The organism is Paenarthrobacter sp. Y-19 (genome assembly GCF_029223985.1).
Classification (GTDB): Bacteria; Actinomycetota; Actinomycetes; order Actinomycetales; family Micrococcaceae; genus Arthrobacter; species Arthrobacter nicotinovorans.
On sequence record NZ_CP119414.1, the window covers coordinates 973817 to 998398 of the forward strand.

Consider the following 24582-nt stretch of genomic DNA (forward strand, 5'->3'; position numbering starts at 1 on the left):
CTCAAGGAAGTGCACGTTACCGCCGTCGTGGTTTCCCACGACGGCGGCAACTATCTGCCCAGGACATTGGCGGCATTGTCGGACCAGACGCGTTCGGCAGATGCCGCCATTGGCGTTGATACAGGTTCCACGGACAACTCCCTGGACCTGCTCCGGGAGGCCTTTGGCCAAGGCAATGCCACCACCTTCCACCAAGCCAAGTCAGGCTTTGGCGCGGCTGTCCGTGCGGGGTTGCAGGAGCTCGCTCCCGCCGCTGCTGCGACCGGTGACAGCCGGACCGTGGAGTGGATCTGGCTCCTGCATGATGATGCGGCGCCCGCGCCTGACGCGTTGGCGGAGCTGCTCCATGCCGTTGAGCGCGCGCCGTCGGTAACCGTCGCTGGTTGCAAGCAGCTCGGCTGGGACAACGACCGGCACTTGGTGGATGTGGGCCTCTCAACGAGCCGCTGGGCTGAGCGACTCACCCTGATTGACGCCGACGAAGTCGACCAAGGGCAGTACGACGCCCGCTCCGACACATTCGCGGTCAATTCGGCGGGCATGCTGATCCGACGCGATGTCTGGGAACAGTTGGACGGGTTCGACCCCGCGCTGCCCGGCAGCGGCGACGACGTCGATTTTTGCTGGCGGAACTGGCTCGCCGGGAACCGCGTGGTGGTTGTGCCCAGCGCCCGGATGTTCCACGTTGAGCACCGTCCCCATGGCCTGGGAACGTCCTCGGCAGCGCGCAAGGCCCAGATCCACCTACGCCTGAAGCACACGCCCTGGTGGAACGTTCCCTTCCAGGCTTTGGGAGCACTTTTTGGCGCGGTTGTCCGCCTGGTGTTGAGCATCCTGGTGAAGGAGCCAGGCTATGGCTTCTCCCAGTTCACTGCCACCCTTGCCGCTTTGATGCGTCCTGTCGCAATCGCGAGGGGGCGCCGCACAGCTGCGAAAACGCGACGGGTCCATCGTTCCGTCGTCCGGGGCCTCCAGACACCAACACGCGAGGTCCGGGCCAACCGGCGGTCCTTGCTGGAAGCCATCCGGCCTGCCGATGACGCCGCGCCCGTGAGCGACCTGCTGGCTCCCGAACCAAGTGGCGACGCCGCCGACGACTTCGCCGCCCTGGCCACGAACGAACGTGGTTGGGTGGGAACGGGTGCTGTTGCCGCCGCATGCGTTGCCCTGGCAGCGGCCCTCGTGGGTTTGCTGGGTCTGCTCCGTTCCGGCGCGATCACCGGTGGTGGGCTTCTCCCGCTTTCCGCGACACCGGCCGGGATCTGGGCCAACGCCTCCACGTGGTGGATTTCCCTGGGCGCCGGACTTCCGGGCCACGGTGATCCGTTTGGCTACGTCTTATGGGTGCTGTCGCTCCTCGGTGGCGGGGATGCGAATGCATCCATGGCGTGGCTCCTCGTCCTGGCCATGCCTTTGTCCGCTGTCGGAGCGTGGTTCGCATCGGGTGCCTTGACCACCAAGCGCCGGTTCCGGACCGTGGCAGCCCTGCTGGTGGCCGGTGCGCCGAGTCTCCTGATCGCCATCAACGAAGGCCGCGTCGGTGCCCTCGTGGCGCACATCATGATGCCGTTGCTGCTCCTGGCCTTGGTGCGGGCGTCCGGATCTGCCATCGGTCAAACGAGCACGGCACAATCAAGCACGGCGGGCGCGCAGCGAAGCGCGTCAGCCGTTGCGGGCCGGTTCCCGGCCCCTCTTCGCGGTAAGCCCGGCATCAACGGGACACCCTCCTGGACGGCTGCAGCGGCCGCCGGCCTGGTGATGGCCGTCGTCACCGCCTCAGCACCATCGTTGCTAGGCCCCATTGCCGTTGCAGTGATCCTCGCTGCCGTACTTCTGGGACAGCGCGGCAAAACCATGTGGTGGTCGTTGCTGCCGACTCTTGCGTTGTTCCTTCCGTACGGCATTTCAGTCCTCGACAGGCCCCGGTCCCTGCTGGCTGATCCTGGACTTCCCCTTGCTTTTGATGCGGCTCCCTTGTGGCAGCAGCTTCTTGGCCAACCGCTGGCTTTCAGTATCGACGGCGGCCTGACAGGACTGTCGGTGTTCGGTCCCGGTGCTGTTCCGTGGGCTTTGATCCTGGCTTTGCTGATTGGTGCTCCGGTGTTGCTGCTTGCGGTGGCCTCGCTGTTCCTCCCCGGCAAACGCACAGCATTGGCCAGGGTGTTCTGGTTGGCTGCGCTGGCCACCTTGGCCAGCGCCTGGTTGGTGGGGCATGTAGCCACCGGCGTCAACAACAACGTCATTGTCGGGCCGTTTACCGGTCCGGCGGTTTCAGCATCAGGCATGTTGCTGCTCGGTGCTGCCCTGCTCGGAGCGGAGAAGCTCTTTTCGGCGAGCCGGCGGACATCCGATCCTGCCCGCCGGAAGTTCCAGGTGCGTCGCGTCGCGTCCGGTGTGGTGGTTGCTCTCCTCGTTGCCGGGCCTGTGGCCGGAATGGGTGCCTGGGCTGCGCAGAACGTCCTGCAGCCCTCGACGTCGACGGATTCACCGGCTGCCCCGGCAGCCCGGCAAGCGGCCTCGTCATTGGGTAGCCCGCGTCAGGTCCGGCCGATGGAATCAGGCACGCTGCCTGCTACCGCCGTCGACCGCGGCCAGGGACCCGAGCGGACGCGGACATTGGTGATCACCAGCGGCGAGCAAGGTGCGTTTACCTCCTCGCTCATGCGAGGGGCCGGAACAACCCTGGACAGCTTGTCCACCATCGCCTCGGCGAGGACCATCATTGGCGCTCCCGGACGCGAGGAAATCACGAGCGATGACGCCGCTACAGCGTCTTTGCGGCGGGCAGTGGCCACTATCGTGGCGAGCACCGGCGTTGACCCGCGTCCCGACCTCGAGCAACTCGGTGCCGGTTTCGTGGTCCTCAAGGCCGCGGACAATGCTGCCCAACTGACGGCAAGCAGAATCGACGCCGTCCCAGGGTTGGTGGCTGTCGGCCAGACCGACGCCGGGTGGTTGTGGCGCGTAACTCCGCGGAACCAGCCCTCGGCGGGCGCCGCAGAAACGGCGCATCGTGTCCGTATCATCGACGCCCAAGGAAGCACTGTGGGCACCTTGCCTTCGGAGGATGTGAACGTCAACGCCAGCGTCCCATCCGGTGATGAGGGCAGGAAAGTGGTCGTGGCTGAGCGATCCGATCCCGGTTGGACGGCCACGTTGGACGGTAAGCAGCTGCAGGCAACAACATCCGGGTGGTCACAGGCGTTCGACCTGCCGGCCGGTGGCGGACAGTTGGAGATCCGCTACACGAACCCGTGGGCCCTGTGGCTCGGGATCCTGCAGGCCGTAGTGATCGCCTTGACGGTCCTGCTGGCGATCCCGATGCCTGCCCGCCGGTCCCGTACCGGCATGTCGAGGGACGAAGTCTCCCTCCGTAAGGAGTACAGCAGTGTCTGACGAGCAGAAGAAAAACGCCGACGACGCACCGCAGACCGCCGGCGAAACGCCGGTCGAGGACAAGCCAACGTTTAAAGGAAAGTCTCGCCGCGGCGAAAAGTCTTCCCGCAACGAACAGTCTTCCCGCAGCGAACAGTCTTCCCGCAGCATGCGGGGGTCCCGAAGCTCCAGCAAAGGCATGGTCACCGGTGTTCTGTCGGCAGTGGTCATCCTGGCAGCCGGGGGAGGCGCTGTGGCTGCCAGCTCGATGGTTCCGGGTCCCTCCGGCGGCACGAGCACCGACGTGCAGCAGGCGGATGTTCCCGCCGGCAGGGCCTTGGGCGTCTGCCCGGAACCGGCCCGCCTGGTCAACGGGACAGTGGTGGGCACGGATGCTGACTTCAGCCCCGTGTCGACGACGGCTACCAGCGCGCTCAACGCTGTGGTGCTGAGCAATCCGGCCGGCACCGTTCCCGGCAGCAAGGTCACTTCCCTTGGAGGCGGGAACGTCGCGGAAATCGCCAAGACTCCCACGAGCACTCCTACGCCGACGGCGGGTCCCCCTGTGCTTGCTGCGGGCGTGGCTTCCATAAGCCCGGTAACCTCGCCCACGGTGGTGGAAGCCGGGCCCATCGGAAACGAGCAAGCATCCTTGGCAGCCCACCTCAGTTACTCGGCAACCGACGGCGACCTCCGTGGCCTCGCTTCCGCACAATGCCAGCCGCCGAGCAACGATGCGTGGGTGCTGGGCGCGAACACGGCTGTCGGCCGCACAGCTGTCCTCAATCTCAGCAATTCATCAGAGACGCCCGCCACGGTGAGCCTTGATCTCTACGGGTACGAAGGTCAGATTCAGGCTCCGGGTGCCAGGGGGCTTCTGGTGGCGCCGGGAACCACCCGCTCCGTGAACCTCGCCGGGCTCGCTCCGGGCCAATCCCAGCTGGGCATCCGCGTGCGCAGCACTGGCGGTCCGGTGGCCGGGACCATCCAGCAGAGCGTACTGCGCGGGCTGGCTCCCGGGGGAGTCGAATACCTCTCACCGGGCGAAGGACCGTCCAACCTCCAGGTGATGTCCGGCGTCGACATCCAGGACTCGGAAGGCATCAAGGCACTCGCCGCCAAGTCAGGATTCGCGGACGCTGTGCCGGCCCTCCAGATCGCTGTTCCGGGCTCAACGGACGCCGTGGTCCAGGTCAAGTTGTATGGTGCGAACGGCGAGCGAAAGCTTCCCAACGGGGGAGTGGTGACGGTCAAGGGTGCATCCGTTGCCTCGCTGAGCCTCGATGGAGTTCCGGCCGGTAGTTACACAATCCGTGCCAGCTCGGACGTTTCCTTCGTGGCATCGGCCAGGGTCACCCGCGGCTCAAAGGCCGAAGAGGCCACCGATTTCGCCTGGTCTCCAGCATCGGCCCGGCTTGGCAGTCAGCACCTGGTGGCCGTTCCCCGCGATGGCCTGCGTTCCCTGAGCTTCGGGGTGCCCGAAGGCCGCGCTACCGTCAGCTACGCCCCGGTCACGGCCGACGGCAAAGTAGGCAAGGCTGTTGACATGGACCTTGCCGGTGGAACCACGTCAGTCATTGAACTCCCTGCAAAGGCCGGGGACGCGGTCATAGCGGGATACGTTGTTTCCGCATCCGGCGATCCCGTCTACGGCGCGCTGGTCCTTGGAAAACAGGGCCGCAACGATGTGTCTGTTGTCGCGATCCAGGATGCTGCGGCGGGACTTGAAAAGGTTCCCGTTTCCGTCGGCTACTAGCGGCGGTTCGGTCCGCTACAGGCCTCACCGGCCAGCCGGGTGACCGGCGTCGTCCTATTGGTACCGGCGCCGGTACACCGGGTCCAGTGTCTCCGGCGGTACGCCCAACATTTCCGCGGTGTATTCCACCACGACGTCATGGACGAGATCCTGCAACTCTTCCCTGGTGTTGGAGCCCTGCTCCACCACCCGGCGGTAGACCGTGATCATCGGCGGTTCGCCACGGCCGCCGGGAGTGTAGGACCCCATGGGTGCAGGGTTGCCGGTGGCAACGAGCTGTTCCAGGTTCGGCGGGATCTCATCAACGGCGAAGAGAACGCCGTCCAATTGTTTGCCCCACATGTCCTGGAGGCGTTCGGCGGAGTCAAGCACCATGTCGTCGAAACGCTCGGAACGCGTCCGGAAACCCGGAAGATTGGGCAGCATCAGCTCGCCACGCAGTCCCCTGCCATGACGGTTGCGGCGGCGTTTCCGGAATCCCCGCACGCTCGGTACGGCGTGTTCCTGTGTCTGATCGCCATCGGCGTCAGTCCACCGGACGGTAAACCCGGGAACATGTGGCTGTGACTGCATATATCGACTTTAGTCCTGAGGAACCGCCAGCGCGACATCATCGTGCGCACCGCGCCGGAGCTGCCGATACCAGCCCCTCCCGGGCAGCCACGGACGCTCAATGCGCGCTACGGGAGCCAAGTGGCGCTAATCTGGGATGTTGTGGGTGCTATTCGTCAGTGTTCAAGATCAGCCTGCCGCCAGTCTGCGGTGGCCACTTTGACGTACGTGTACGCCGATTCAACGGCCGTCCTGGGTCCCCTAGCCACGTACGCCGAACCGCACGCCTACGACCTCTGCACGCAGCACGCCGAGAGCCTCACCGTTCCCCGGGGTTGGGAAGTGCTGCGCCTGGCCATGCCCAGCACGCCACCGCAGCCCGGACCCGACGATCTGCTCGCTCTGGCCAACGCCGTCCGTGAGGCTGCCTCCGCGGCACCCGAAACGCCGGCCCGCCACAACCACACGCAGATGGAGCCGCCCGCAAGCGTCGAAGGTACCCGCCGGGGACACCTGCGGATCCTCCGCGAACCGTCCTAAGCCACCGAAGGTGACTGCACCGGCGTCGTGACTCAAAGCGGCGTCGTGATCAAAACCCTGCGATCTTGCGCGGTAGTCTGGAATCTGCAGATAAATCCGCCAGCGGCGCCAGGCCGGCGCCACCCAGGGAGCATCATTCATGCCAAAGGTCAGTCCTGAACTGTTGTCCATCCTGCGCTGCCCCGTGACGGGTTCACCGCTGGTCCAGGAGGGCGAGGAGCTGGTATCAACAGCTGCCGCCGCGGACGGCGAAAAGCTCCGCTACTCGATCGAGGACGGCATTCCGCTGCTCCTGCCGCCGGAACTCCTGGCAGCGGCCAACGCGGCCGGCTCCAGCCAGCATGATGCCAAGGCCTAGCAGCCCCCTTTTCTTAACACCCGCACGGTACCCCTAAGGACTTCCATGACTTTCGACTACAAAGTGGCTGATATTTCCCTCGCCGAGGCAGGCCGCCACCAGATCCGCCTTGCCGAGCACGAAATGCCCGGCCTCATGTCGCTTCGGGCCGAGTTCGGTGCTTCGCAGCCGCTCAGGGGTGCACGGATCGCGGGTTCGCTGCACATGACGGTCCAGACCGCCGTTCTCATCGAGACCCTCACAGCGTTGGGCGCAGAGGTGCGTTGGGCCTCCTGCAACATCTTCTCCACCCAGGACGAAGCCGCGGCTGCCGTCGTTGTGGGCAAGGGCACCCCGGAAGATCCCCAGGGTGTTCCGGTTTTCGCCTGGAAGGGCGAAACCCTTGAAGAGTACTGGTGGACTGCCGAGCAGATCCTTACCTGGCCCGGCGCTGAGACCAACCCCGAGCTGGGTCCCAACATGATTCTCGACGACGGCGGAGACGCAACACTGCTGCTGCACAAGGGTGTGGACTTCGAGGCAGCCGGCGCAGTTCCTGCCGCCACCGAGGACGATCCCGAAGAGTACGTCCACATCCTGAACCTCCTCCGGAGGACCCTCGCAGCCGACCCGCAGAAGTGGACCCGCCTGGCAGCACGCATCGAGGGTGTCACCGAGGAAACCACCACCGGTGTCCACCGCCTGTACCAGCTCGCCGAGCAGGGCAAGCTGCTGTTCCCGGCCATCAACGTCAACGACTCCGTCACCAAGAGCAAGTTCGACAACAAGTACGGCATCCGCCACTCGCTCCCGGACGGCATCAACAGGGCCACGGACGTGCTGATGGGCGGCAAGGTCGCCGTCGTCTGCGGTTATGGCGACGTCGGCAAGGGCGCCGCCGAGGCGTTGCGTGGCCAGGGTTCGCGGGTCATCGTTACTGAGATCGACCCCATCTGCGCCCTCCAGGCAGCAATGGACGGCTACCAGGTGGCCAGGCTTGAGACGGTGCTGGCGCAGGGCGACATCTTCATCACGACCACCGGCAACAAGGACGTCATCATGGCCGAGCACATGCTTGGCATGAAGAACAAAGCAATCGTGGGCAACATCGGCCACTTCGACAACGAGATCGACATCGCAGGTCTTGCCAAGGTTGCCGGCGTCAAGAAGGTCGAGATCAAGCCGCAGGTCCACGAGTGGGTCTTCGACTCCGGGACAGCCTCCGAGCGGTCCATCATCGTCCTGTCCGAAGGCCGCCTGCTGAACCTGGGCAACGCCACGGGCCACCCGTCCTTCGTGATGAGCAACTCGTTCGCCAACCAGACGATCGCGCAGATCGAACTCTGGACCAAGAAGGACCAGCCAGCCGGGGAGCGCGAGTACCAGAAGCAGGTTTACGTTCTGCCGAAGATTCTGGACGAGAAGGTGGCGCGCCTGCACCTGGACGCCCTGGGAGTGGAATTGACCGAGCTGAGCAAGGACCAGGCAGACTACCTGGACCTGGACGTTGCGGGTCCGTACAAGCCGGAGCACTACCGCTACTAGCAGCCATCCGCAAAGAACATTCGATGGCGAAAGGCCGGACACGCGAACAGCGTGGCCGGCCTTTCGGCTAGAATTGGGTGTTCGGTATAGCTTGCCGGGGGACAGGATGACGGGAACCATGACACAGGCCGCCAAACGGAAAACGGGCAAGGTCCTTGCCATCATAGGGATTTGCGCCGCCATTGTGGCAGGCGGAATCGGCGTGGCCACCGTACCCGGATTGCTCCCCGGTTCTACGCAGAACAACGCTGCTGCACCTTCCCCGACTCCCACCATCGAGGCCAAGCCCGTGGAACTGGGCATCACTCCGCTGGATGGGGCTGTTGAATGGAATCCCGTGGTGGGTCCCCAGATCAAGGCGGTCAACGGCAAGGTCAAGGATGTCGTTTTGACCCCTGCCGGTGGCGGAGCGCCCGTGGTGGGCAAGATCAGTCCTGACGGCTCTACCTGGACTACCCAGGAAGTCCTGAAGTTCAAGACGCAGTACAACTACTCCTTCACCGTCGTGGACACCGCCGGCAAGGAAACCAAGAAGACCCAGACCTTCACCACGGTTTCCGCCGCGTACGAGGCAGACGCGTCCATCTACCCCCGCAACGGCACCACGGCAGGCTCAGGCCAGCCCATCGAAATCAACTTCAGCGAACCCGTCGTGGACAAGGTGGCCATGGAGAAGCGGGTGGCCATCACTGTGTCGTCCGGCCAACCTGTGGCATGGCACTGGTACTCCGACAAGAAAGTGCGGATCCGGCCCGAGGCATTCTGGGCCTCCGGCACTACTGTCACAGTGGACATGAAGCTGCTTGGCGTGGATTTCGGCAACAACATGATCGGTAATGGGGACGTCGTCTCCACCTTTACGACGGGTCCGCAGCGGATTGCCGTGGTGGATGACACCACCAAGACCATGAACGTGTACTCCGACGGCCAACTGCTCCACACCGCGCCCGTGTCTCTCGGCGGCGAAGACTGGCTCTCGCCCACCGGTTACGCAGTGATCCTGGAGCAGGAACGCAAATCCAATTTCAACGCCGGCAGCATCGGCCTGAAGCCCGGCGATAAGGGCTACTACGCCCCAATGGTGGTGGACTACGCCAACCGCCTCACGTGGTCCGGAGTCTACGTCCACCAGGCCCTGGAGTCAGCGTGGGGAGCCATCGGCCGTGTCAACGTCTCGCACGGCTGTGTCGGCCTGCTGCCGGATGATGCCGCTTGGTTCTTCAACAACATGAAGACCGGCGACGTGGTGCAGATCCTGAACACGGGAGCCCCGGCTGTCGAGCCACTGGAGGGTTTCGGCGACTGGAACATTCCCTGGGCCAGCTACGCCCAACGGTAGACCTGCTGTTAAGATGGCCGCAGTGATTATTTCCTGCGCGCTTTGACCCGGACTTCGCTTTGACCCGGACTATTTGTGCCGACCATGTGTTGGCCTCCACTTTGTGCTGCCCTCTGGTGATCACGGGTGTCCCTCAGGGGAACCCGCTGACGGGTTCCCCGGCTCCTTACCCCGGACCCTCTTCATCATTTGGAGCACCGCATGACCATCACACCAATTCTTCGCCCTGACTGCAGCAACTGCTTTGCGCTGTGCTGCACCGCACTGGGATTTACCCGCTCAGCGGACTTTGCCATCGACAAGCCTGCCGCCTCGGCGTGCCCAAACCTGGCCGGGGACTTTTCCTGTGCCATCCACCAACGGCTGCGCCCCCGCGGTTTCCGCGGCTGCACAGTTTTCGATTGCTTCGGCGCCGGCCAGCTCGTTTCCCAGCACACTTTCGGGGGAAACAGCTGGCGGGACAACCCTGCCTCCGCGTCCTCGATGTTCGACGTTTTCAAAAGGGTCAGGCAACTCCACGAGATGCTCTGGTACCTGAACGAGGCCCGGCAACGGACGTTCGACCCCGAGCTCGCCTCTGCAGCCGCCCACCTTGCGGAACAGCTGGCGACCACCGCCGTGGGTGACGCAGCCACGGTCCTGGGTGCCGACGTCGAAACCTACCACGGGCAGGTGCGGGCCCTCCTGATGGAGGTCAGCGAAGAAGTCCGCGCGTCCTACGGCGCGGAAGACCGGCAAAGTCACGACGGCGGCCTCCAGCCGGGTGCCGACCTGATGGGCGCAGACCTGGGGAACCAGCGCCTCTGTGGAGCAGATCTGCGGGGTTCGTACCTGATAGGGGCCAACCTGGCAGGCAGCGACCTGGCTGCCGTGGATCTTCTGGGGGCGGATCTTCGTGGTGCAGAGCTGGCGGGGGCGGACCTGTCCAGGGCCCTCTACCTGACTCAACCGCAGGTCAATGCTGCCGAAGGCGATGCACGGACGCTCCTGCCCACGGAACTCACCAGACCGGATCACTGGCTCCGGCAGCCCGGAACTAGGGCTCCTGGGTAAACGGCAGCTTGCGCAAGCGGGCGCCCACCGTGGCGTTCCGCTGTTCGGCCTGACGCAGGCGCGCCAGCTCCCGGTTGCGTCGTTCCCCGAGGACTGCGCCAATGTAGTCCTCGGGGATCGTGCCGGGCGGCGGTGGCGGTGCGACATAGCGTGCGAGTTCCGTGGCCAGGGACATCGCCATGGCCAGGCGTGAGGCGGGAGCCATCAGGTAAGCCTGCTGTACAAACGTCCCTGCCCGGCGCGCGGTGGCGTCCGGGACCCTGCCGATGTCCGCCATGGCAATCCACCCCTGCAGATAGTGCGGTGCGTTGGGCACGATACGGGGTTTCGAGGGAACGCGCAGGCGGAGCGAATACGTGCCGGCAACGATATCGCCCAGCCGCTTCGATTTCTCGTTGAACAGCGCCACTCCGATGGCCAGTCCGCCGAAGGTCAGGTAGATTTCCAGGAAACCGAGGAGCCCGCGGATAAGGGCGTGCCGGAAACGGATGGAACCGCCGTCGTCACGGACGATCCGCAAACCCGTGGCGAGCTTACCCAGCGACCGGCCGCGGGTGAGGGTTTCCACAGTGACAGGGACGACCACCACAGAGAAAACGACGCTGCTGAGGACCAGAGCCCGGATGGCCGACTCGTCCAGGTCCGAAGAAGCCATCAGGACCAGGGTGATCAGGAGTATCGCGAGGACCACCTGCGAGATGACGTCGAGGATCAGGCCCAGCCCCCGGGCCGCAAAAGACGCTGAGCGCAGCTCGAGGACCACTGCCTCGCCTGTGATGATCGAACTCAAGCCAGCCCCCACGCCTTCCGGACAATGCGGCGCCCAGCAGCGCCTGCACAACGAGTCTAGCGGCGTGACAGGCCAAAACGACGCCGATCAGGCGCTCGCGCGGGCCTCAGGCATTAGGGTGGTGCCGTGGACATCGATGCCTTCTCGGCCGTACATGGGGACAAATGGTCGCGGCTTCATTTCCTGGCGCACAAGCGCCGGTTGACGGGAGACGAGGCGGATGAACTGCTGCGCTTGTACCAAACAGTTTCCGGGCACCTGTCCCTGATCCGTTCGGTGGCTCCTGAAACCGGTCTGTCGTCGTCGTTGTCCGCCGCGTTGGCGCAGGCGCGCACCAGGTTTACCGGTGCCCGCTCGAACTTCATGGAAGACCTGGCCCGCTTCTTCGTCATCTCGTTGCCGGCCGCCTTCTACCGGATCAGGTGGCTGACCCTTTGGTGCGGGCTGGCCTTCACGGTTGTCGGTGCCGCGTATGCCTTCTGGATAGGTACCTCCCCGGATGCGCTTCGAGCCGTCTTCGGCAGCGACGAGAGGGTGCGCAGGTACGTCGAGGAAGACTTCATCGATTACTACTCCGAGAATCCGGCGGCTTCCTTCGCCGGCGCCGTGTGGACCAACAACGCCTGGATTTCCGCCCAAGCCGTAGCCTTCGGCATCACAGGATTCTGGGTGCCCTACATTCTTTTCATGAATGCCCAGGGCGTGGGAGTTGCCGCCGGTGTCTTCCTGGCAACGGGCAAGGTCGACGTCTTCTTCAGCTACATCCTGCCCCACGGTCTGATGGAACTCACGGCTGTGTTCATTGCATGCGCCGCAGGGCTCAGGATTTTCTGGGCCATGGTGCGGCCCGGCCCCAGGACCCGGATGCAGGCCGTTGCGGATGAAGGGCGGTCATTGATCACCATCGCACTGGGCCTGGTGCTGGTCCTCCTGGTTTCCGGCATAGTTGAAGGATTCGTCACTCCGAGCCAGCTCCCCGTCTGGGCCAAGATCACCATGGGCGCGCTGGTGCTGGCCGGCTATTGGACGTACACGCTGCTTGTCGGCGGCCGGGCTGTCCGTGCGGGGGAGACAGGTGACTTGGACGCCAACGATGGCGGTTACAGAAGCATCGCCGCGTAGACCTTACAGTTGCGTTTCAATCTGCTCCAAGGCGGGGTAGTTCCTCGTGTCGGCGCAAAGCCGGGCGGTAGGCTCGAAGGCAGACAAGAGAGCCGGCAGCACGCAATCGCCGGTGGATGCCTACGGAAGTGAACCCCCGCTGTGAGCGACAAGAGCCCAAAACCACAAGAACCGGACACGGACGTCCACGAGGACCCCAACGAACCGGCCTTCGACTGGATGAAGCCAAAGACGTCCAGTGGTGCCTCATCCGCGGCCTCAACCGCCGCGCCTGCACCGGCGTCTGGAGCGCCTGGAAAAGCGTCAGCTGCGCCCGGAACGGCCCAGCCGGAGAGCCGCGCAGACCGCAAGGCTGCAGAAGCCGCCGACGCCGACACGGAGCCGCCGCTGTTCGCTGACACACTTGCGAATGCCTCTTCCGGCAAGCAGCCGTCGCACTATTCCGAACCTCTGCCGACGTCGGCCCTCCAGGTCCGGCCGCCGGAAGATGAGGTGGCCAGGCGCAATGCTGAACGGGAGCAGGCGGCAAAGGTCAAGCCTGTAGGGCCCCGGGTTTTCCAAGTGCTGTTGGCTGTCTTCTACCCCGTGATCCTCCTGGTTCTGGCAGTCAGGGCGGTCACGAGTCCACTGTTCCTGTGGGTGGAGTACAACCGTCCCGGTTTCCCCGGTGACGGCTATGGCTTCAACACTGACGACCGTATGACCTATGGCTCCTATGCCGTTGACTACCTCAGCAACTGGGCGGGTCCCCGGTACCTGGGAGGCTTGGTCAACCAAGACGGCGCCAAGCTGTTCAAGGACAGCGAAGTGGCGCACATGGCGGACGTCAAGATGGTGATTCTGTCCTCATTCGGCGCGGGAGTCCTGCTCATCATCCTCAGCATTATCGCCATTGTGTACCTGCGAAAGCGCAGCAATGGCGGGATCCGCCGCGGCTTGTTCGCCGGCTCCATTGTCACGCTTGTCATCATCATCGGCCTTGCGGTTCTGGCAGCTTTGAGCTGGCAGCAGTTCTTCACCGAATTCCACCGGATCTTCTTTGCCAATGGCACATGGACGTTCTCCTTGGAGGACACCCTGATCCGGCTCTTCCCGGGACAGTTCTGGGTTGACGCGGGCATCGTGATCGGTGCTTTGGTGTTCATCGCGGCGACGTTGACGTTCATCTTCACGTGGCCCACGAAGCGGCGCCGCGGCGTTGCCGTTTCCCAGGAGAAGCTCGATGACGAGGATTCTGATGGTGCGGTTGACGGCGCAGCCGAAGACGATGATGCCCTTTCCAAGGAAACGACGAGCTCAAAGCGCTAGACCTACTGTCCCGGAGGGTGACTTCCGGTCAGAACACAAATGAGCTGTTCAGGGCGGTCCGTGCTGGCGATAACGGCCTTGCCGCTTTTCATCTTGATATGGATCTCGCGACCGCCGACGAGGTAACCGACCATCCCGGGCCCCAGATAGCGGAGTTCTTGAGGACGATCAGCACCGGGCTTAGCGTAATCATGGTGAAACCCATGATTCGCGGTACCAACGTAGACCGGACACGCGAATAGTAGAGCGCGGGTGTTGGTATGCGTGATGGACTTGTCATGAGATCCCTTTTGAACGTTGGTTCGTGAAGGAAACGCTACGGGTGCACCAGGACCACCTAGGCAGAGATTGGCCTGGCTAGGTGGTGATTGGGCAAAATTAGGTGCTGAAAAGGGCAGAACCAGGTGGTGGCCACGAGCTGCTAGGTGGTGGGCCTACTTGGCGTATAGCTTTTCGACAATCGACGCGAAGTCTCCCACCACAGCCGCCCGCTTGAGCTTGAGTGACGGAGTCAGGTGTCCGGACTCGACGCTGAGCTCCGCCGTGATGAAAGCGAACTTCCTGATGGATTCGGCGGCCGAGACGAGCTTGTTGGCCTCATCAACAGCAGACTGCACGGCCGCCTTGACGCGGTCGTCGTGGACTGCTTCTTCGAGGGACAGGGCACCGGTTTTGTTCTCCGAGCACCAATCCGCAAGGCCTTCGGGGTCGAGACTGATCAGGGCTGCCACAAAAGGACGCCCGTCTCCGACCACCACGGCCTGACCCACCAGCGGGTGTTCGCGCAACTTTTCTTCCAGGGGGCCGGGAGCGACGTTCTTGCCGCCGGCCGTCACCAGGAGATCCTTCTTGCGGCCGGTGATGGTCAGGAAGCCGTCGGAGTCGAGCTCGCCCAGGTCCCCTGTGCGGAAGAACCCGTCCACAAAGGCGGCCTCCGTGGCCTCCGGGTTTCCGTGGTAGCCCTTGAACACTCCGATGCCCTTGACCAGCACCTCACCGTCGTCGGCCACGCGGATGGTGGTGCCCGGCAACGGGATGCCCACCGTTCCGATCCGGGACATGGTGGGGGTGTTCACTGTGCAGGGCGCCGTGGTCTCGGTCAGCCCGTAGCCCTCCAGGACGGGCACCCCGGCACCGTGGAAGAAGTGGTTGTCCCGTGGGCTCAGGGGACTGGCGCCGGACACCGTGTAGCCGACATCGCCGCCAAAGACTTCCCGCACCCTGGGATACAGGAGTTTATCGAAGGTCCTGTGCTTGGTTCTCAGCAGCCAACCCGGACCCGGCCCCTCACCGCGGGAGGCGAGGTCCACCGCCGTCGAATATTCCACCGCTGTTGAAGAAGCCGCCGAGAAGAGGGCGGACTTGCCTGACATTGCGGCCTTGTGGCTGGCCCCGGCGTAGACCTTCTCGAAGATCCGGGGAACCGCAAGCAGGAACGTCGGCTTGAACGAACCCAGGTCCGCCATCAGCCCGCTGGCACCGGCGCTGTGCCCCAGGGTGATACCGGCAGTGAGGCAAACAACCTGCACAGCCCTGGCCAGGACATGGGCAAGCGGAAGGAACATGAGGGTCCGCGCGCCGGGCTGCATCAAAAGCTCCGGGAGGAACGGAATAACGTTCCTGGCCACCAGCACAAAGTTGCCGTGGGTGATTTCGCACCCTTTGGGTTTGCCTGTGGTGCCTGAGGTGTAAACGATGGAGGCGATGTCGGCCAGTTTTGCCGTGCTGCGTTGCCGCTCCAGCTCAGCGTCCATGACGCCGATACCGACGGCGGACACACTGGTCAGGTTGGGTGCGTCACCGTCGTGCTCCATCCGGATGATGGCGACGGGGTCCTCGCCGAGGAGGCCTGACTTTTCCACGACGGAATGGACGAGCGCGGCCTTCGCGGCGTCCTCCGCGAAGATGCGGCGGGCTCCGGAATCAGCCAGGATCCATTCGATCTGGCTGGCAGAGGAGGTCTCGTAGATGGGCACCGTGACGCCGCCCGCCATCCAGATGGCGAAGTCCACCAAGGTCCATTCGAAGCTCGAACGTGACAGCACCGCCACAGGGTCACCTGGGGTGAGGCCGCCTGCGATGAGGCCCTTGGCCAGGGCGGTGACGTCCGCCAGGAACCTGGCAGCTGACACGTTCAGCCACCCGTTGGGGGTGTTGTGCGCGTACAGGACGCCGAACGGATCCTTGGCGCACCGCTCCAGAAGGAGGTCGGTGACGTTGGAGTCCGTGTCGGCTTCGAAGAGGAGCTCCGTGCTTGCTTCCCTCACTGCTTGCCTCCTAGATCCACGATGGCATCCACATTCTCATGCGCCATTCCTGGTAACTGATGACTTCTGCCGTGAGCACCGGATAGAAGAAAGCCGTTGCGAGGACAGCCAGCACCAGGACCACGGCCACGACGTAGAGTCCTGACCGTCGCCGCCACGGCGGATCGCTGCTGCGGCCCAGCACCAATCCCAACACGTACGTCAGGCCTAGCACGAGGAAGGGCTCAAAGGAGACCGCATAGAAGATGAACATGGTGCGTTCGGGGTACATGAACCAGGGCAGGTAGCCGGCAGCAACACCGGCGAGGATGGCACCGGCCCGCCAGTCGCGACGTCCCGCCCACCAGAACAAGAGGATGACCAGGGCAATGGTTCCGCCCCACCAGACCACGGGATTTCCCACGGGCAGGATCGCCGAGGAGCAGGTCTCCACGAGGCAACCCGAGGTTCCCTGTTTGGGGGACTGGTAATAGAACGACGTGGGACGGCCCATGACCAGCCACGTCCACGGGCTGGATTCATAGGGGTGGTCTGAGCTGAGCCCCTGGTGGAATTTGTAGGCTTCCAGGTGGTAGTGGGCCAGGGACCTTACCGGGTCAGGCAGCCAGTCCCAGCCAGGTGCCGGGTTGGTGGCGGCCCATTGCCGGTAGTACGCATCCTTGGACAGGAACCAGCCGGTCCAGCTGGCGATATAGGTGACAACGGCAACCGGAATGATGGTGAAGAACGCCGGGATCCCGTCCTTGATGATGCCTGCGCTGAACCAATTCCGGATCCCGGCAATCCGGCGGGCGTTCAGATCCCAGAGCACAGTCATCACGCCGAAGGCGGCCACGAAGAACAGCGCCGACCATTTGGTGCCCACAGCGAGTCCGAGGCAGATACCGGCAACGAGGCGCCACCACCGCATGCCCAGCCAAGGACCTGCCACCAGCTGGCTGGTCAACGGGATGCCGCTTGGTGAAGCAGCCGCCTGCGCGGCGAGCCGGGAAGCCAGACGACGGCGGCCGTCGTCGCGGTCCAACAGCAGGGCACCGAAGGCGGCGAAGATCCAGAACGCGAGGAAGACATCCAGCAGGGCTGTCCGGGAGAGCACCAGGTGGTGTCCGTCAACGGCGAGCAGCAGGCCCGCAACCGCCCCGAGCGTGTGGGAGCGGAAAAGCTTCATGGCGATGAGCGCCACGAGGAATACCGTCAGTGTGCCGGTCAGTGCCGCGCTGAAGCGCCAGCCAAAGGGGTTGTCTCCGCCGAACAGCCACATTCCGAAAGCGATCATCCATTTGCCCACCGGTGGATGGACCACATACTCGGGGGTGTTCAGGAGGACATCGGGATTGCCGGCATTGAAGGAGTCGTTGGCGTTGGAGGGCCAGCTTCGTTCATAGCCGCTCACCAAGTAGGAGTACGCGTCCTTGACGTAGTAGGTTTCGTCAAAAACCAGGCTGTGCGGGGCGTCGAGTCGGAAGAAGCGGAGAATTCCGCCCAGGACGGCCGTGATGGTGGGAATCAGCCAGAACCACAACCGCAGGGACGCAGGGTAGTCGCGCCAGCTCTGGATTCCGCCGATCAGGCGGGTGCGCAGGGCCTCCATGCTGAAAGCCTCTGCGGGCCGCTCTATCCAACGGTGGCGTTCAAGGCCCCGGCCCGGCAGGTATCCGTTGCCGGCCTGCCTGGTGCCGCCGCGCACTGCGTTATGTGCTTTCGCGGCGTCGTCGAGGTGGCCGGCTGGACGTTGGACTGCGGGCTCATCCGTTTCGGCTACGGCGGACGACGCCACAGGAGTGCCGGAAGCGGCGGCAGGAACGGGCGACTGGTTCACCCGCCCATGCTACCTTTCCATGCTTGCCGCAGCGTTGAGGTGAGGCGTTGCAGGCATCGCGGCATTAGGCTTGGCAGGTGGACGAACAGCGCAATACCCCGGACGAGGCCCGCTTCAGCGACGACGAGGACGGGGCGCTTCCTTCGGTAGCCCCGGGTTCCGGTGCGGCACCGGGGGTCGGCAGGATCGTCCTGGCGGCGACTCCCATAGGGAACGTCGGCGATGCGTCCACCCGTTTGGTGGAGCTCCTGGCTACGTCCGACATCGTGGCGGCAGAGGACACCCGCCGCCTGCACCGTCTGGTGACAGCACTGGGCGTAGAGGTTTCCGGACGCGTCATCAGCTACCACGAGCACAATGAAGTAGCCAAGACAGGCGAACTCCTGGACCACGTCCGCGCCGGAAAAACCATCCTGATGGTCAGCGACGCCGGCATGCCGGCAGTCTCGGACCCCGGGTTCCGTTTGGTGGAAGGTGCCGTTGCAGCCGGTTTGACGGTCACTGCGGTCCCTGGTCCTTCGGCCGTTCTGACCGCCCTTGCCCTGTCCGGGCTACCCACGGACCGCTTCTGCTTTGAAGGCTTCCTGCCCCGAAAGTCGGGAGAGCGGAACTCGCGCCTGGCCGACCTCGCTGATGAACGCCGCACCATGGTCTTCTTCGAGGCTCCGCACCGGCTTGAGGTCATGCTGCGCGCGTTGCACGAGCGTTTCGGCGCCGAACGCCGGGTTGCTGTCTGCCGGGAACTCACCAAGACCTACGAGGAAGTCATCCGCGGAACCCTCCGTGAGCTGCTGGAGTGGGCCGAGAACAACGAAGTCCGCGGCGAAATAGCAGTGGTAGTCGGTGGTGCGCCTGAACAGGAGCCCGGCAAACCCGAAGACCACGTCGCGGCAGTCAACGAGCTCATATCGCAGGGGATCCGCCTCAAGGAAGCGGTTGCGGCAGTAGCCGAGGACGCCCGGGTCAGCAAACGGGAGCTGTACTCGGCGGTCCTTGCTGCCCGCTGACATGGCTGTGCACCTGCACAAATTGGCATCCGTATGGCAGTGCGTCAAGGCGTAGACACTGCTTCCGGCCGGGCAGTACCGTGGCAGTAATTCAAGCCACTTCTGGCAAGGAACCCCCAGTGGTGCAAATCTCCAAAGCACCCTAGACGAAGGAGTCGCCATGACTGTCACGGTTGAACGCGAAAGCGAACTGCTGGCTTCCGTTCCCACCGGCCTGCTGATCAACGGTCAGTGGCGTCCGGCCGGATCGGGAAAAACTTTCGATGTTGAGGACCCGGCCACCGGCAAGGTCCTGCTCAGCATCTCCGACGCCGGTGCTGAGGACGGCGCCGCCGCACTCGACGCAGCTGCTGCCGCCCAGGCTGACTGGGCCCGCACGGCCCCGCGCGAACGCGGCGAGATCCTGCGCCGCGCCTTCGAGCTGGTGACTGAGCGCGCCGAGGACTTCGCCCTCCTCATGACCCTGGAAATGGGCAAGCCGTTGGCCGAGGCACGTGGTGAGGTGACCTATGGTGCCGAGTTCCTGCGCTGGTTCTCCGAAGAAGCGGTGCGTGTTTCCGGCCGCTATTCCGCAGCCCCGGACGGCAAGAACCGCCTGCTCGTGCAGAAGAAGCCGGTTGGTCCCTGCCTGCTGATCACCCCGTGGAACTTCCCGCTGGCCATGGCCACCCGCAAGGTTGCCCCCGCCGTCGCCGCCGGTTGCACCATGGTGCTCAAGCCCGCCAACCTGACCCCGCTGACCAGCCTGTTGTTCGCCCAGGTCATGCAGGAAGCAGGCCTCCCGGCCGGCGTCCTGAACGTCATCCAGACCTCCACGGCCGGTGCCGTGACGGGTCCGCTGATCAAGGACGACCGCCTCCGCAAGATCTCCTTCACCGGCTCCACCCCGGTGGGCCAGGCCCTCATCCGTGAAGCTGCGGACAAGGTCCTGCGTACCTCCATGGAACTCGGCGGCAACGCCCCGTTCGTTGTCTTCGAGGACGCGGACCTGGACAAAGCCGTTGAAGGCGCCATCGCCGCGAAGATGCGCAACATGGGCGAGGCATGCACGGCGGCCAACCGCTTCATCGTGCACGAGTCCATCGCGGATTCCTTCGCTGAGAAGTTCGCCGCGAAGATCGGTTCGCTGACCACCGCCCGTGGTACCGAGCCTGAGTCCAAGGTTGGTCCGCTGATTGACGGCAAGGCCCGCGACGGCGTCCACGCCCTCGTCACCGAAGCTGTCGAAGGTGGCGCCACGGCGGTTACCGGTGGTGCGCACGTGGATGGTCCCGGCTACTTCTACAAGCCCACGGTGCTGAAGAACGTTGCTGCTGATGCCCGCATCCTGCAGGAAGAGATCTTCGGACCGGTAGCCCCGATCATCACCTTCTCCACGGAAGACGATGCCGTCCGCCTGGCCAACAACACCGAATATGGCCTGGTGGCCTACGTCTTCACCAAGGACCTGAACCGTGGCCTGCGGATCAGCGAACGCCTCGAGACCGGCATGCTTGGCCTCAACGCCGGCGTGATCTCCAATGCCGCCGCACCGTTCGGTGGCGTCAAGCAGTCCGGCCTGGGCCGCGAAGGCGGCTCCGAAGGCATCGAAGAGTACCTCTACACCCAGTACGTAGGTATCGCGGACCCGTACGCCGACTAGACTGCGCAGGGATCCCGTCCACCGCTCTCGCAACAAGACGGTTGACGATTGAAGGGCCCGGCAGCGGAACCACAAGTTCCGCTGCCGGGCCCTTTAACGTTCAGTGACGTAGACCGCCGGCGCTGCGTCAGCGCCGCTGGGGGAGGACCCCGCGCAGGGACCGCCAGCCGCGGACGGCTGCCCAAGCCAAAGCCTTGCCCAGCGCAGCCACGGCCCGGAACGGCGCACCGAGTACCCGGGCCCAGCGCCGCATCATCGACGGGGGGAGCCACTCCGCGCGGAACCGGACCAGCCAGCGTGCATTGTTCCGCAACGACTCACGCACGACGGCGATGCGGGGCGCGGCCGCCGGGGCCGCCACCGTAAGGCGGCCGTAGCGTTGCCGTTCAAAGTCCGAGGTGAGGGACGCGACGGCCTGGTGCGCGGCGTCGTCGAGCCCTCCCGACTCGCCCAAAGCGGCGCTGGAACGCAATTTGCTGGAGAAGTGCCGGGGCGTCTCGCTGGAGGTCGAAGGAACCCCGTAGTCGCTGGCAAGATCCTGCAGTTCAGCCCATGCCAGTTCCGGGGCGGGATCCTTGAATCCGGGCGGCAGAATGTCCGAGTCAGCCCTGGGTTTGATGCTCAACCGGCGTCGTCGAAGGGCAATCCTGCTGAGCCTCGGCGAGCACAGGAAAGCAAGCAGCAATAACACCCCTGCCGTCGCGGCTGCGATCGCAGGGAAGGGATTGACGCCGGGGGACCCTGCTGCGGGTGTGCCCACCTCCGGGATAGGGACGGGAGCGGTAGCCACCGGGGCGGGAGTGGTGAGGGTTTCTTTCTCGTCAGTGTTGGTGCTGAGGTTGCCGGCAACGGAGCTTTCCGTTGCGTAGTCGGGTACCACGCCGCGCGAGGGTGTGGGCTCGAACGGGACCCAGCCAAGACCTTCAAAGTAGAGTTCAGGCCAAGCGTGGGCGTCCCTGGCGTCCACCTCATATTCAGGGAACGAACCCTGTCCGACCAGGGCAACCGATTCTCCCGTGAGGCGGCCGGGAGCGTAGCCAACCGCGATGCGGCTCGGGATGCCTTCGGCGCGCGCCATGACGGCCATGGCTGAGGAGAAGTGGACGCAATAGCCGCTCTTGACCGTGAGGAAATCGGCCAGGACAGAGAGGCCGTTGCCGTCGTAGCCGTTCTGGACGGGTGCTTGCAGGGAATAGGTGAACGCGCCCGACCTCAGGTACTTCTGGATGGCCAACGCCTTGGCGTAATTGTTGTTGCCCGCGGGCGCCGTAACGGAGTCTGCGGTTTGCCGTACGATGTCCGGCAGGTTGCCGGGAACCCGGAGGAAATCATCGGAGATGGAGCGGGGTGGCGCAGTAGCTTGGGCCAGGGCCGCTGCCGTGACTTTGGGTGCGGCCGAGAAAACCACGTAGCGCTGTGCTCGCGTGGTGGTTTCCGTACTCATGATGCTCAGGGTGTCAGGGTCCCAGGTCCATCGACCGTTGAGGCCGTTGACGGAGGCAGGGGCGAACGGCGCGGGGAGGTAGGGGCTGGTGAACTGGCCGGCGCTGACGGAGGTAACGGCATTAACGATTTCACCCTGGACTGCATAGCCCGTTTCGATCCTGTCCGCACCTGCCCGGCGCTGCGCCGTGCGGTCATCCGGCGCCCAGGTTTCGCCGTCGAAGTGGTCAATGGTGACCGAGCGCAGGTAAAGCGGTGCGCTGGAGCTGGTTGAGTAAGTGATCCGGCCTGATCCGGTGGGGCTCCGAAGGCTGTTGCCCAAGGTGATCATCGGGTTTAGTCCGTTGGAAGCACCCCAGGGACTCAGCCGCGAACCCTCAGGAAACGTTCCCGTTTCGAATCCCGGAATCGCCAGGGGCACCACCATGGTCAAGGCCAGCGCCAGGCCGCCGGTCACCAACGACCGCCGGAACTGCCCGGCGCCCCGCCCCGCCCCGGACTGCAGGCGGGCATCGGGGGCGAACCAGTGGCTGCACCCGAGAATCAGCAGGTATCCCACGGCGGCACCCAGGAAGCCGGCAACGCCCACGCTCTGGGGTTTGATGGTGGCCGGGACCACCATCACCGCCAGGATCCCGATGCCACTGGCAGCAGGCATGGACAAAGGAACCGCCAAAGCGTCAATGAGGATCACCAGGAGCCCCAGGCACGCACACATGACGAATACGATCCCGGCGTTCGGTGCCACCGGCGCGCTCTCCGAGACCACCGTCTCGGCCGCTCGTTTGATCAGGCGCCCGACGGCGGTAAAGGTACTGGTAGTGGGGATGAAGCCGGCCAGGCTGTCCTGGCGGCAGAAAGTGAAGGTGAGCACGGCTGCCAGGGAGACAAAGGATCCAAGCGTGGCCAGCAACGGCTGGGCGCGGAGGGCCCGAAGGACGGCCAGGGTCAGGGAAACCACCAGGACAGTGGTGATCAGCGGCAGGAACCAGGCCCAGCCCCTGAGGACACCGTTCAGCGACAACGCGGCGCCCAGGACGGCTACGGAAATGGCAGCGGCCATGACCCATGGGTAGGGTCCCGGACCCGCAGTCCTTGGGCGGGCCGGTGGTGTTGGCTGCTTCTGGCCGGGCGTTCCGTTCGCTGGGTTTGAGGCCGGGGAGTTCCGGTGGGAAGTAGTCGTCATCGGGGCACCGCCGCTCCACGCCTGACATCCATGGCAGCCCCTGCGGCGGCGACTATTCCACCTTCATCGAAGGAGGACCAGGCAGACGCCAACTGGGTCTTCGAGGTCACGGCGGCAACCCGCCAGCCCGCCTGGCGCAGGATCTCCAGGGCATCCTCGCTGCTTCGCGAAGAATCGCTGACCACCAGGGCGAAGGCGTTGGCGCCATAGGCGGCCGCAGGGGCCAGCGCCCTGGCTTCCGCGGGTGTCAGCGCACCCAACAACGCCAGAAGCGGTCCCCGCAAACGGTGTGCCGCCAGCTTGTCCATAAGCCTGTCGTCGAAGACTGAATCTGCAGCGTCGGCCGGTGCCTGGCCCGTCCTGACGTCGCGTTGCCCTGTTGCCGGATGTTCGGTGCGTGCAGGCCGGGGCCTCGGGCGGCCGGAACCGTTCTCCGGCCGGTGATGCTCCGCCCTGGCGTGCCGGGGACCGCTGAGCTCGATGGCCGCCAACCCTTCCGCGATGGCCTGGAGGCCGCCAACACCGGAGAATTCCTCCGCGTCGGGATCCGGTGCCGAGCGGGAACGGAGGAATGCCGGTGCGCCGAACACATCCAGAATCCGCAGCGAATAGTTCCGCTCCGACAGATGCGCCGCGATCGATACGGCAGCGGTCACCATCCATTCAAAATCCGGGCCAGTCACCAGGTCGGAGTCTTCGTCATGGCCGCCAAAAACGGAACCAGCGCCGGCAGCGAAGGCCGAGAAGCGCTGATCCAGGACAATGGTGGCCTCCGGGGTGGTCACGGATTCCTCTTGGCGGACCATGAGCTGGCCGTGACGTGCCGTGGCAGCCCAATGGACGCGGCGCATGGGGTCGCCGTGCCGGTATTCGCGGGTCATGATGTCGTCGTCGCTGGGGTTGGCGCGGATCCGCGTCGCTGTCACGCCGTCGTTCCCGCGGGCCCCGGCGAGGCCGGTGACCGGAAGCTCGACGGCGGCCGGCGTCACGGTGAGGAGGTCGCCGTCGTCGATTGAGTGCCGCCGCAAGGAAAGGCCGAAGGGATCGCTGAACTCTGCGGTGACCGGACCGATCCGGAACTGTCCGCGCTTACCGGATCGGAGGTGGTACTCGTAGCGGCTTGTGCCTCCCGAAGCGGAACGGGCGGGGAAACGGAAAGCAGGCGGCTGGCCGAAACGGGGCGGCAATTGTTCCTCCATGATCACATGCCCCGTGGAATAGGACGTCCGCGCAACAGCCAGGCGGACTGTGGTGGTGCTGGATGTTTCCACCGTGGACGGATTGAACTCCCTGTACACCTGGAACTTGGGCTTGAGGACCCGTACTCCGGCAAGGGCAACCAGGGGGAGCAGGAGCAGAAGTACCGAAAGGGTCAGAAGATCGCGCCGGCCCATCACGTAGGCGGCCCCAAGGGAGATTGCGCCCGCGGCCAGCAGACCCCAGCCCCGGGAAGTGAACAGGTGTTTGGGAAGCCGGTCCATGAGTGCCATTGCGGGTACCT

Annotated in this window: 17 protein-coding genes; 11 read left to right on the top strand and 6 right to left on the bottom strand. The window is 64.7% G+C overall.

All coding sequences use genetic code 11. The features are described 5' to 3' along the window. Positions 1 to 9 precede the first annotated feature (9 nt). Together PYR64_RS04630 and PYR64_RS04635 are read left to right on the top strand one after the other, a co-directional pair. A complete protein-coding gene (locus PYR64_RS04630; protein ID WP_275778638.1) occupies positions 10 to 3396 on the top strand; it encodes a glycosyltransferase family 2 protein in 3387 nt (1128 codons plus the stop codon). After that, positions 3389 to 5131 (top strand): DUF5719 family protein, encoded by a 1743-nt coding sequence (locus PYR64_RS04635; protein WP_275778640.1) that lies wholly within the window; start codon positions 3389 to 3391, stop codon positions 5129 to 5131. The genes PYR64_RS04630 and PYR64_RS04635 overlap by 8 nt, the downstream gene beginning before the upstream one ends. Before the next feature lie 54 nt (positions 5132 to 5185). On the opposite strand, the gene PYR64_RS04640 is transcribed toward PYR64_RS04635, so the two are convergent. Continuing rightward, positions 5186 to 5704, bottom strand: coding sequence for a metallopeptidase family protein (locus PYR64_RS04640; RefSeq protein ID WP_275778642.1), 519 nt, complete (start codon positions 5702 to 5704; stop codon positions 5186 to 5188). Positions 5705 to 5845: 141 nt separating this feature from the next. Here PYR64_RS04640 and PYR64_RS04645 point away from each other — a divergent pair, with 141 nt between their 5' ends. The 5 genes from PYR64_RS04645 to PYR64_RS04665 all read left to right on the top strand — a co-directional run bounded on the left by PYR64_RS04645 (position 5846) and on the right by PYR64_RS04665 (position 10497). Then, entirely contained in the window at positions 5846 to 6223 is a 378-nt protein-coding gene (locus PYR64_RS04645; RefSeq protein WP_026267105.1) for a DUF3499 domain-containing protein, read from the top strand. 139 nt (positions 6224 to 6362) lie between these two features. Further along, positions 6363 to 6581: a Trm112 family protein gene (locus PYR64_RS04650; protein ID WP_018777320.1), complete on the top strand. Its 219-nt coding sequence runs from the start codon at positions 6363 to 6365 to the stop codon at positions 6579 to 6581. A 45-nt stretch (positions 6582 to 6626) separates the two neighbouring features. After that, the gene (gene ahcY, locus PYR64_RS04655; protein ID WP_039240331.1) at positions 6627 to 8105 is read left to right on the top strand and encodes an adenosylhomocysteinase; all 1479 of its coding nucleotides are present in this window, start codon (positions 6627 to 6629) and stop codon (positions 8103 to 8105) included. Positions 8106 to 8223: 118 nt separating this feature from the next. Further along, positions 8224 to 9444: an Ig-like domain-containing protein gene (locus PYR64_RS04660; RefSeq protein ID WP_018777322.1), complete on the top strand. Its 1221-nt coding sequence runs from the start codon at positions 8224 to 8226 to the stop codon at positions 9442 to 9444. Between the two features lie 201 nt (positions 9445 to 9645). Further along, entirely contained in the window at positions 9646 to 10497 is an 852-nt protein-coding gene (locus tag PYR64_RS04665) for a pentapeptide repeat-containing protein (RefSeq protein WP_275778645.1), read from the top strand. Here the strand turns inward: PYR64_RS04665 and PYR64_RS04670 are convergent. Next, positions 10481 to 11287 carry an RDD family protein gene (locus PYR64_RS04670; RefSeq protein ID WP_275778647.1) on the bottom strand — a complete coding sequence of 269 codons (807 nt, stop codon included), beginning with the start codon at positions 11285 to 11287 and terminating at the stop codon, positions 10481 to 10483. The two genes, PYR64_RS04665 and PYR64_RS04670, sit on opposite strands and share 17 nt — an antisense overlap. Before the next feature lie 126 nt (positions 11288 to 11413). Between PYR64_RS04670 and PYR64_RS04675 the strand changes: the two genes are divergently transcribed. Both PYR64_RS04675 and PYR64_RS04680 read left to right on the top strand, forming a co-directional pair. After that, positions 11414 to 12409, top strand: coding sequence for a stage II sporulation protein M (locus PYR64_RS04675; RefSeq protein WP_275778649.1), 996 nt, complete (start codon positions 11414 to 11416; stop codon positions 12407 to 12409). 141 nt (positions 12410 to 12550) lie between these two features. Further along, positions 12551 to 13717, top strand: a complete 1167-nt coding sequence (locus tag PYR64_RS04680; RefSeq protein ID WP_018777326.1) for a TIGR01906 family membrane protein — start codon at positions 12551 to 12553, stop codon at positions 13715 to 13717. A gap of 434 nt (positions 13718 to 14151) precedes the next feature. Here the strand turns inward: PYR64_RS04680 and PYR64_RS04685 are convergent, their stop codons facing one another. Both PYR64_RS04685 and PYR64_RS04690 read right to left on the bottom strand, forming a co-directional pair. Beyond that, positions 14152 to 15984, bottom strand: a complete 1833-nt coding sequence (locus PYR64_RS04685) for an AMP-dependent synthetase/ligase (protein ID WP_275778651.1) — start codon at positions 15982 to 15984, stop codon at positions 14152 to 14154. A gap of 10 nt (positions 15985 to 15994) precedes the next feature. After that, positions 15995 to 17803 (bottom strand): phospholipid carrier-dependent glycosyltransferase, encoded by a 1809-nt coding sequence (locus tag PYR64_RS04690; RefSeq protein WP_275778653.1) that lies wholly within the window; start codon positions 17801 to 17803, stop codon positions 15995 to 15997. A gap of 185 nt (positions 17804 to 17988) precedes the next feature. Between PYR64_RS04690 and rsmI the strand changes: the two genes are divergently transcribed. Both rsmI and PYR64_RS04700 read left to right on the top strand, forming a co-directional pair. After that, the gene (rsmI, locus tag PYR64_RS04695) at positions 17989 to 18810 is read left to right on the top strand and encodes a 16S rRNA (cytidine(1402)-2'-O)-methyltransferase (RefSeq protein WP_035733488.1); all 822 of its coding nucleotides are present in this window, start codon (positions 17989 to 17991) and stop codon (positions 18808 to 18810) included. A gap of 160 nt (positions 18811 to 18970) precedes the next feature. Continuing rightward, positions 18971 to 20452 carry an NAD-dependent succinate-semialdehyde dehydrogenase gene (locus tag PYR64_RS04700; protein ID WP_018777331.1) on the top strand — a complete coding sequence of 494 codons (1482 nt, stop codon included), beginning with the start codon at positions 18971 to 18973 and terminating at the stop codon, positions 20450 to 20452. A gap of 127 nt (positions 20453 to 20579) precedes the next feature. Here the strand turns inward: PYR64_RS04700 and PYR64_RS04705 are convergent, their stop codons facing one another. Both PYR64_RS04705 and PYR64_RS04710 read right to left on the bottom strand, forming a co-directional pair. Further along, entirely contained in the window at positions 20580 to 23081 is a 2502-nt protein-coding gene (locus tag PYR64_RS04705; protein WP_275778656.1) for a DUF3488 and transglutaminase-like domain-containing protein, read from the bottom strand. Then, complete coding sequence (locus PYR64_RS04710; RefSeq protein ID WP_193589607.1) at positions 23078 to 24571, bottom strand: DUF58 domain-containing protein; 1494 nt, start codon at positions 24569 to 24571, stop codon at positions 23078 to 23080. Before PYR64_RS04710 ends, PYR64_RS04705 begins: the two co-directional genes overlap by 4 nt. Positions 24572 to 24582: the final 11 nt, after the last annotated feature.

Excerpts from the sequence above, each read along its gene's own strand:
- ahcY (WP_039240331.1), top strand. The coding sequence starts at position 6,627 with ATGACTTTCGACTACAAAGTGGCTGATATTTCCCTCGCCGAGGCAGGC.
- PYR64_RS04710 (WP_193589607.1), bottom strand. The coding sequence starts at position 24,571 with ATGGCACTCATGGACCGGCTTCCCAAACACCTGTTCACTTCCCGGGGC.
- PYR64_RS04705 (WP_275778656.1), bottom strand. The coding sequence starts at position 23,081 with ATGACGACTACTTCCCACCGGAACTCCCCGGCCTCAAACCCAGCGAAC.
- PYR64_RS04660 (WP_018777322.1), top strand. The coding sequence starts at position 8,224 with ATGACACAGGCCGCCAAACGGAAAACGGGCAAGGTCCTTGCCATCATA.
- PYR64_RS04640 (WP_275778642.1), bottom strand. The coding sequence starts at position 5,704 with ATGCAGTCACAGCCACATGTTCCCGGGTTTACCGTCCGGTGGACTGAC.
- PYR64_RS04650 (WP_018777320.1), top strand. The coding sequence starts at position 6,363 with ATGCCAAAGGTCAGTCCTGAACTGTTGTCCATCCTGCGCTGCCCCGTG.
- PYR64_RS04665 (WP_275778645.1), top strand. The coding sequence starts at position 9,646 with ATGACCATCACACCAATTCTTCGCCCTGACTGCAGCAACTGCTTTGCG.
- PYR64_RS04700 (WP_018777331.1), top strand. The coding sequence starts at position 18,971 with ATGACTGTCACGGTTGAACGCGAAAGCGAACTGCTGGCTTCCGTTCCC.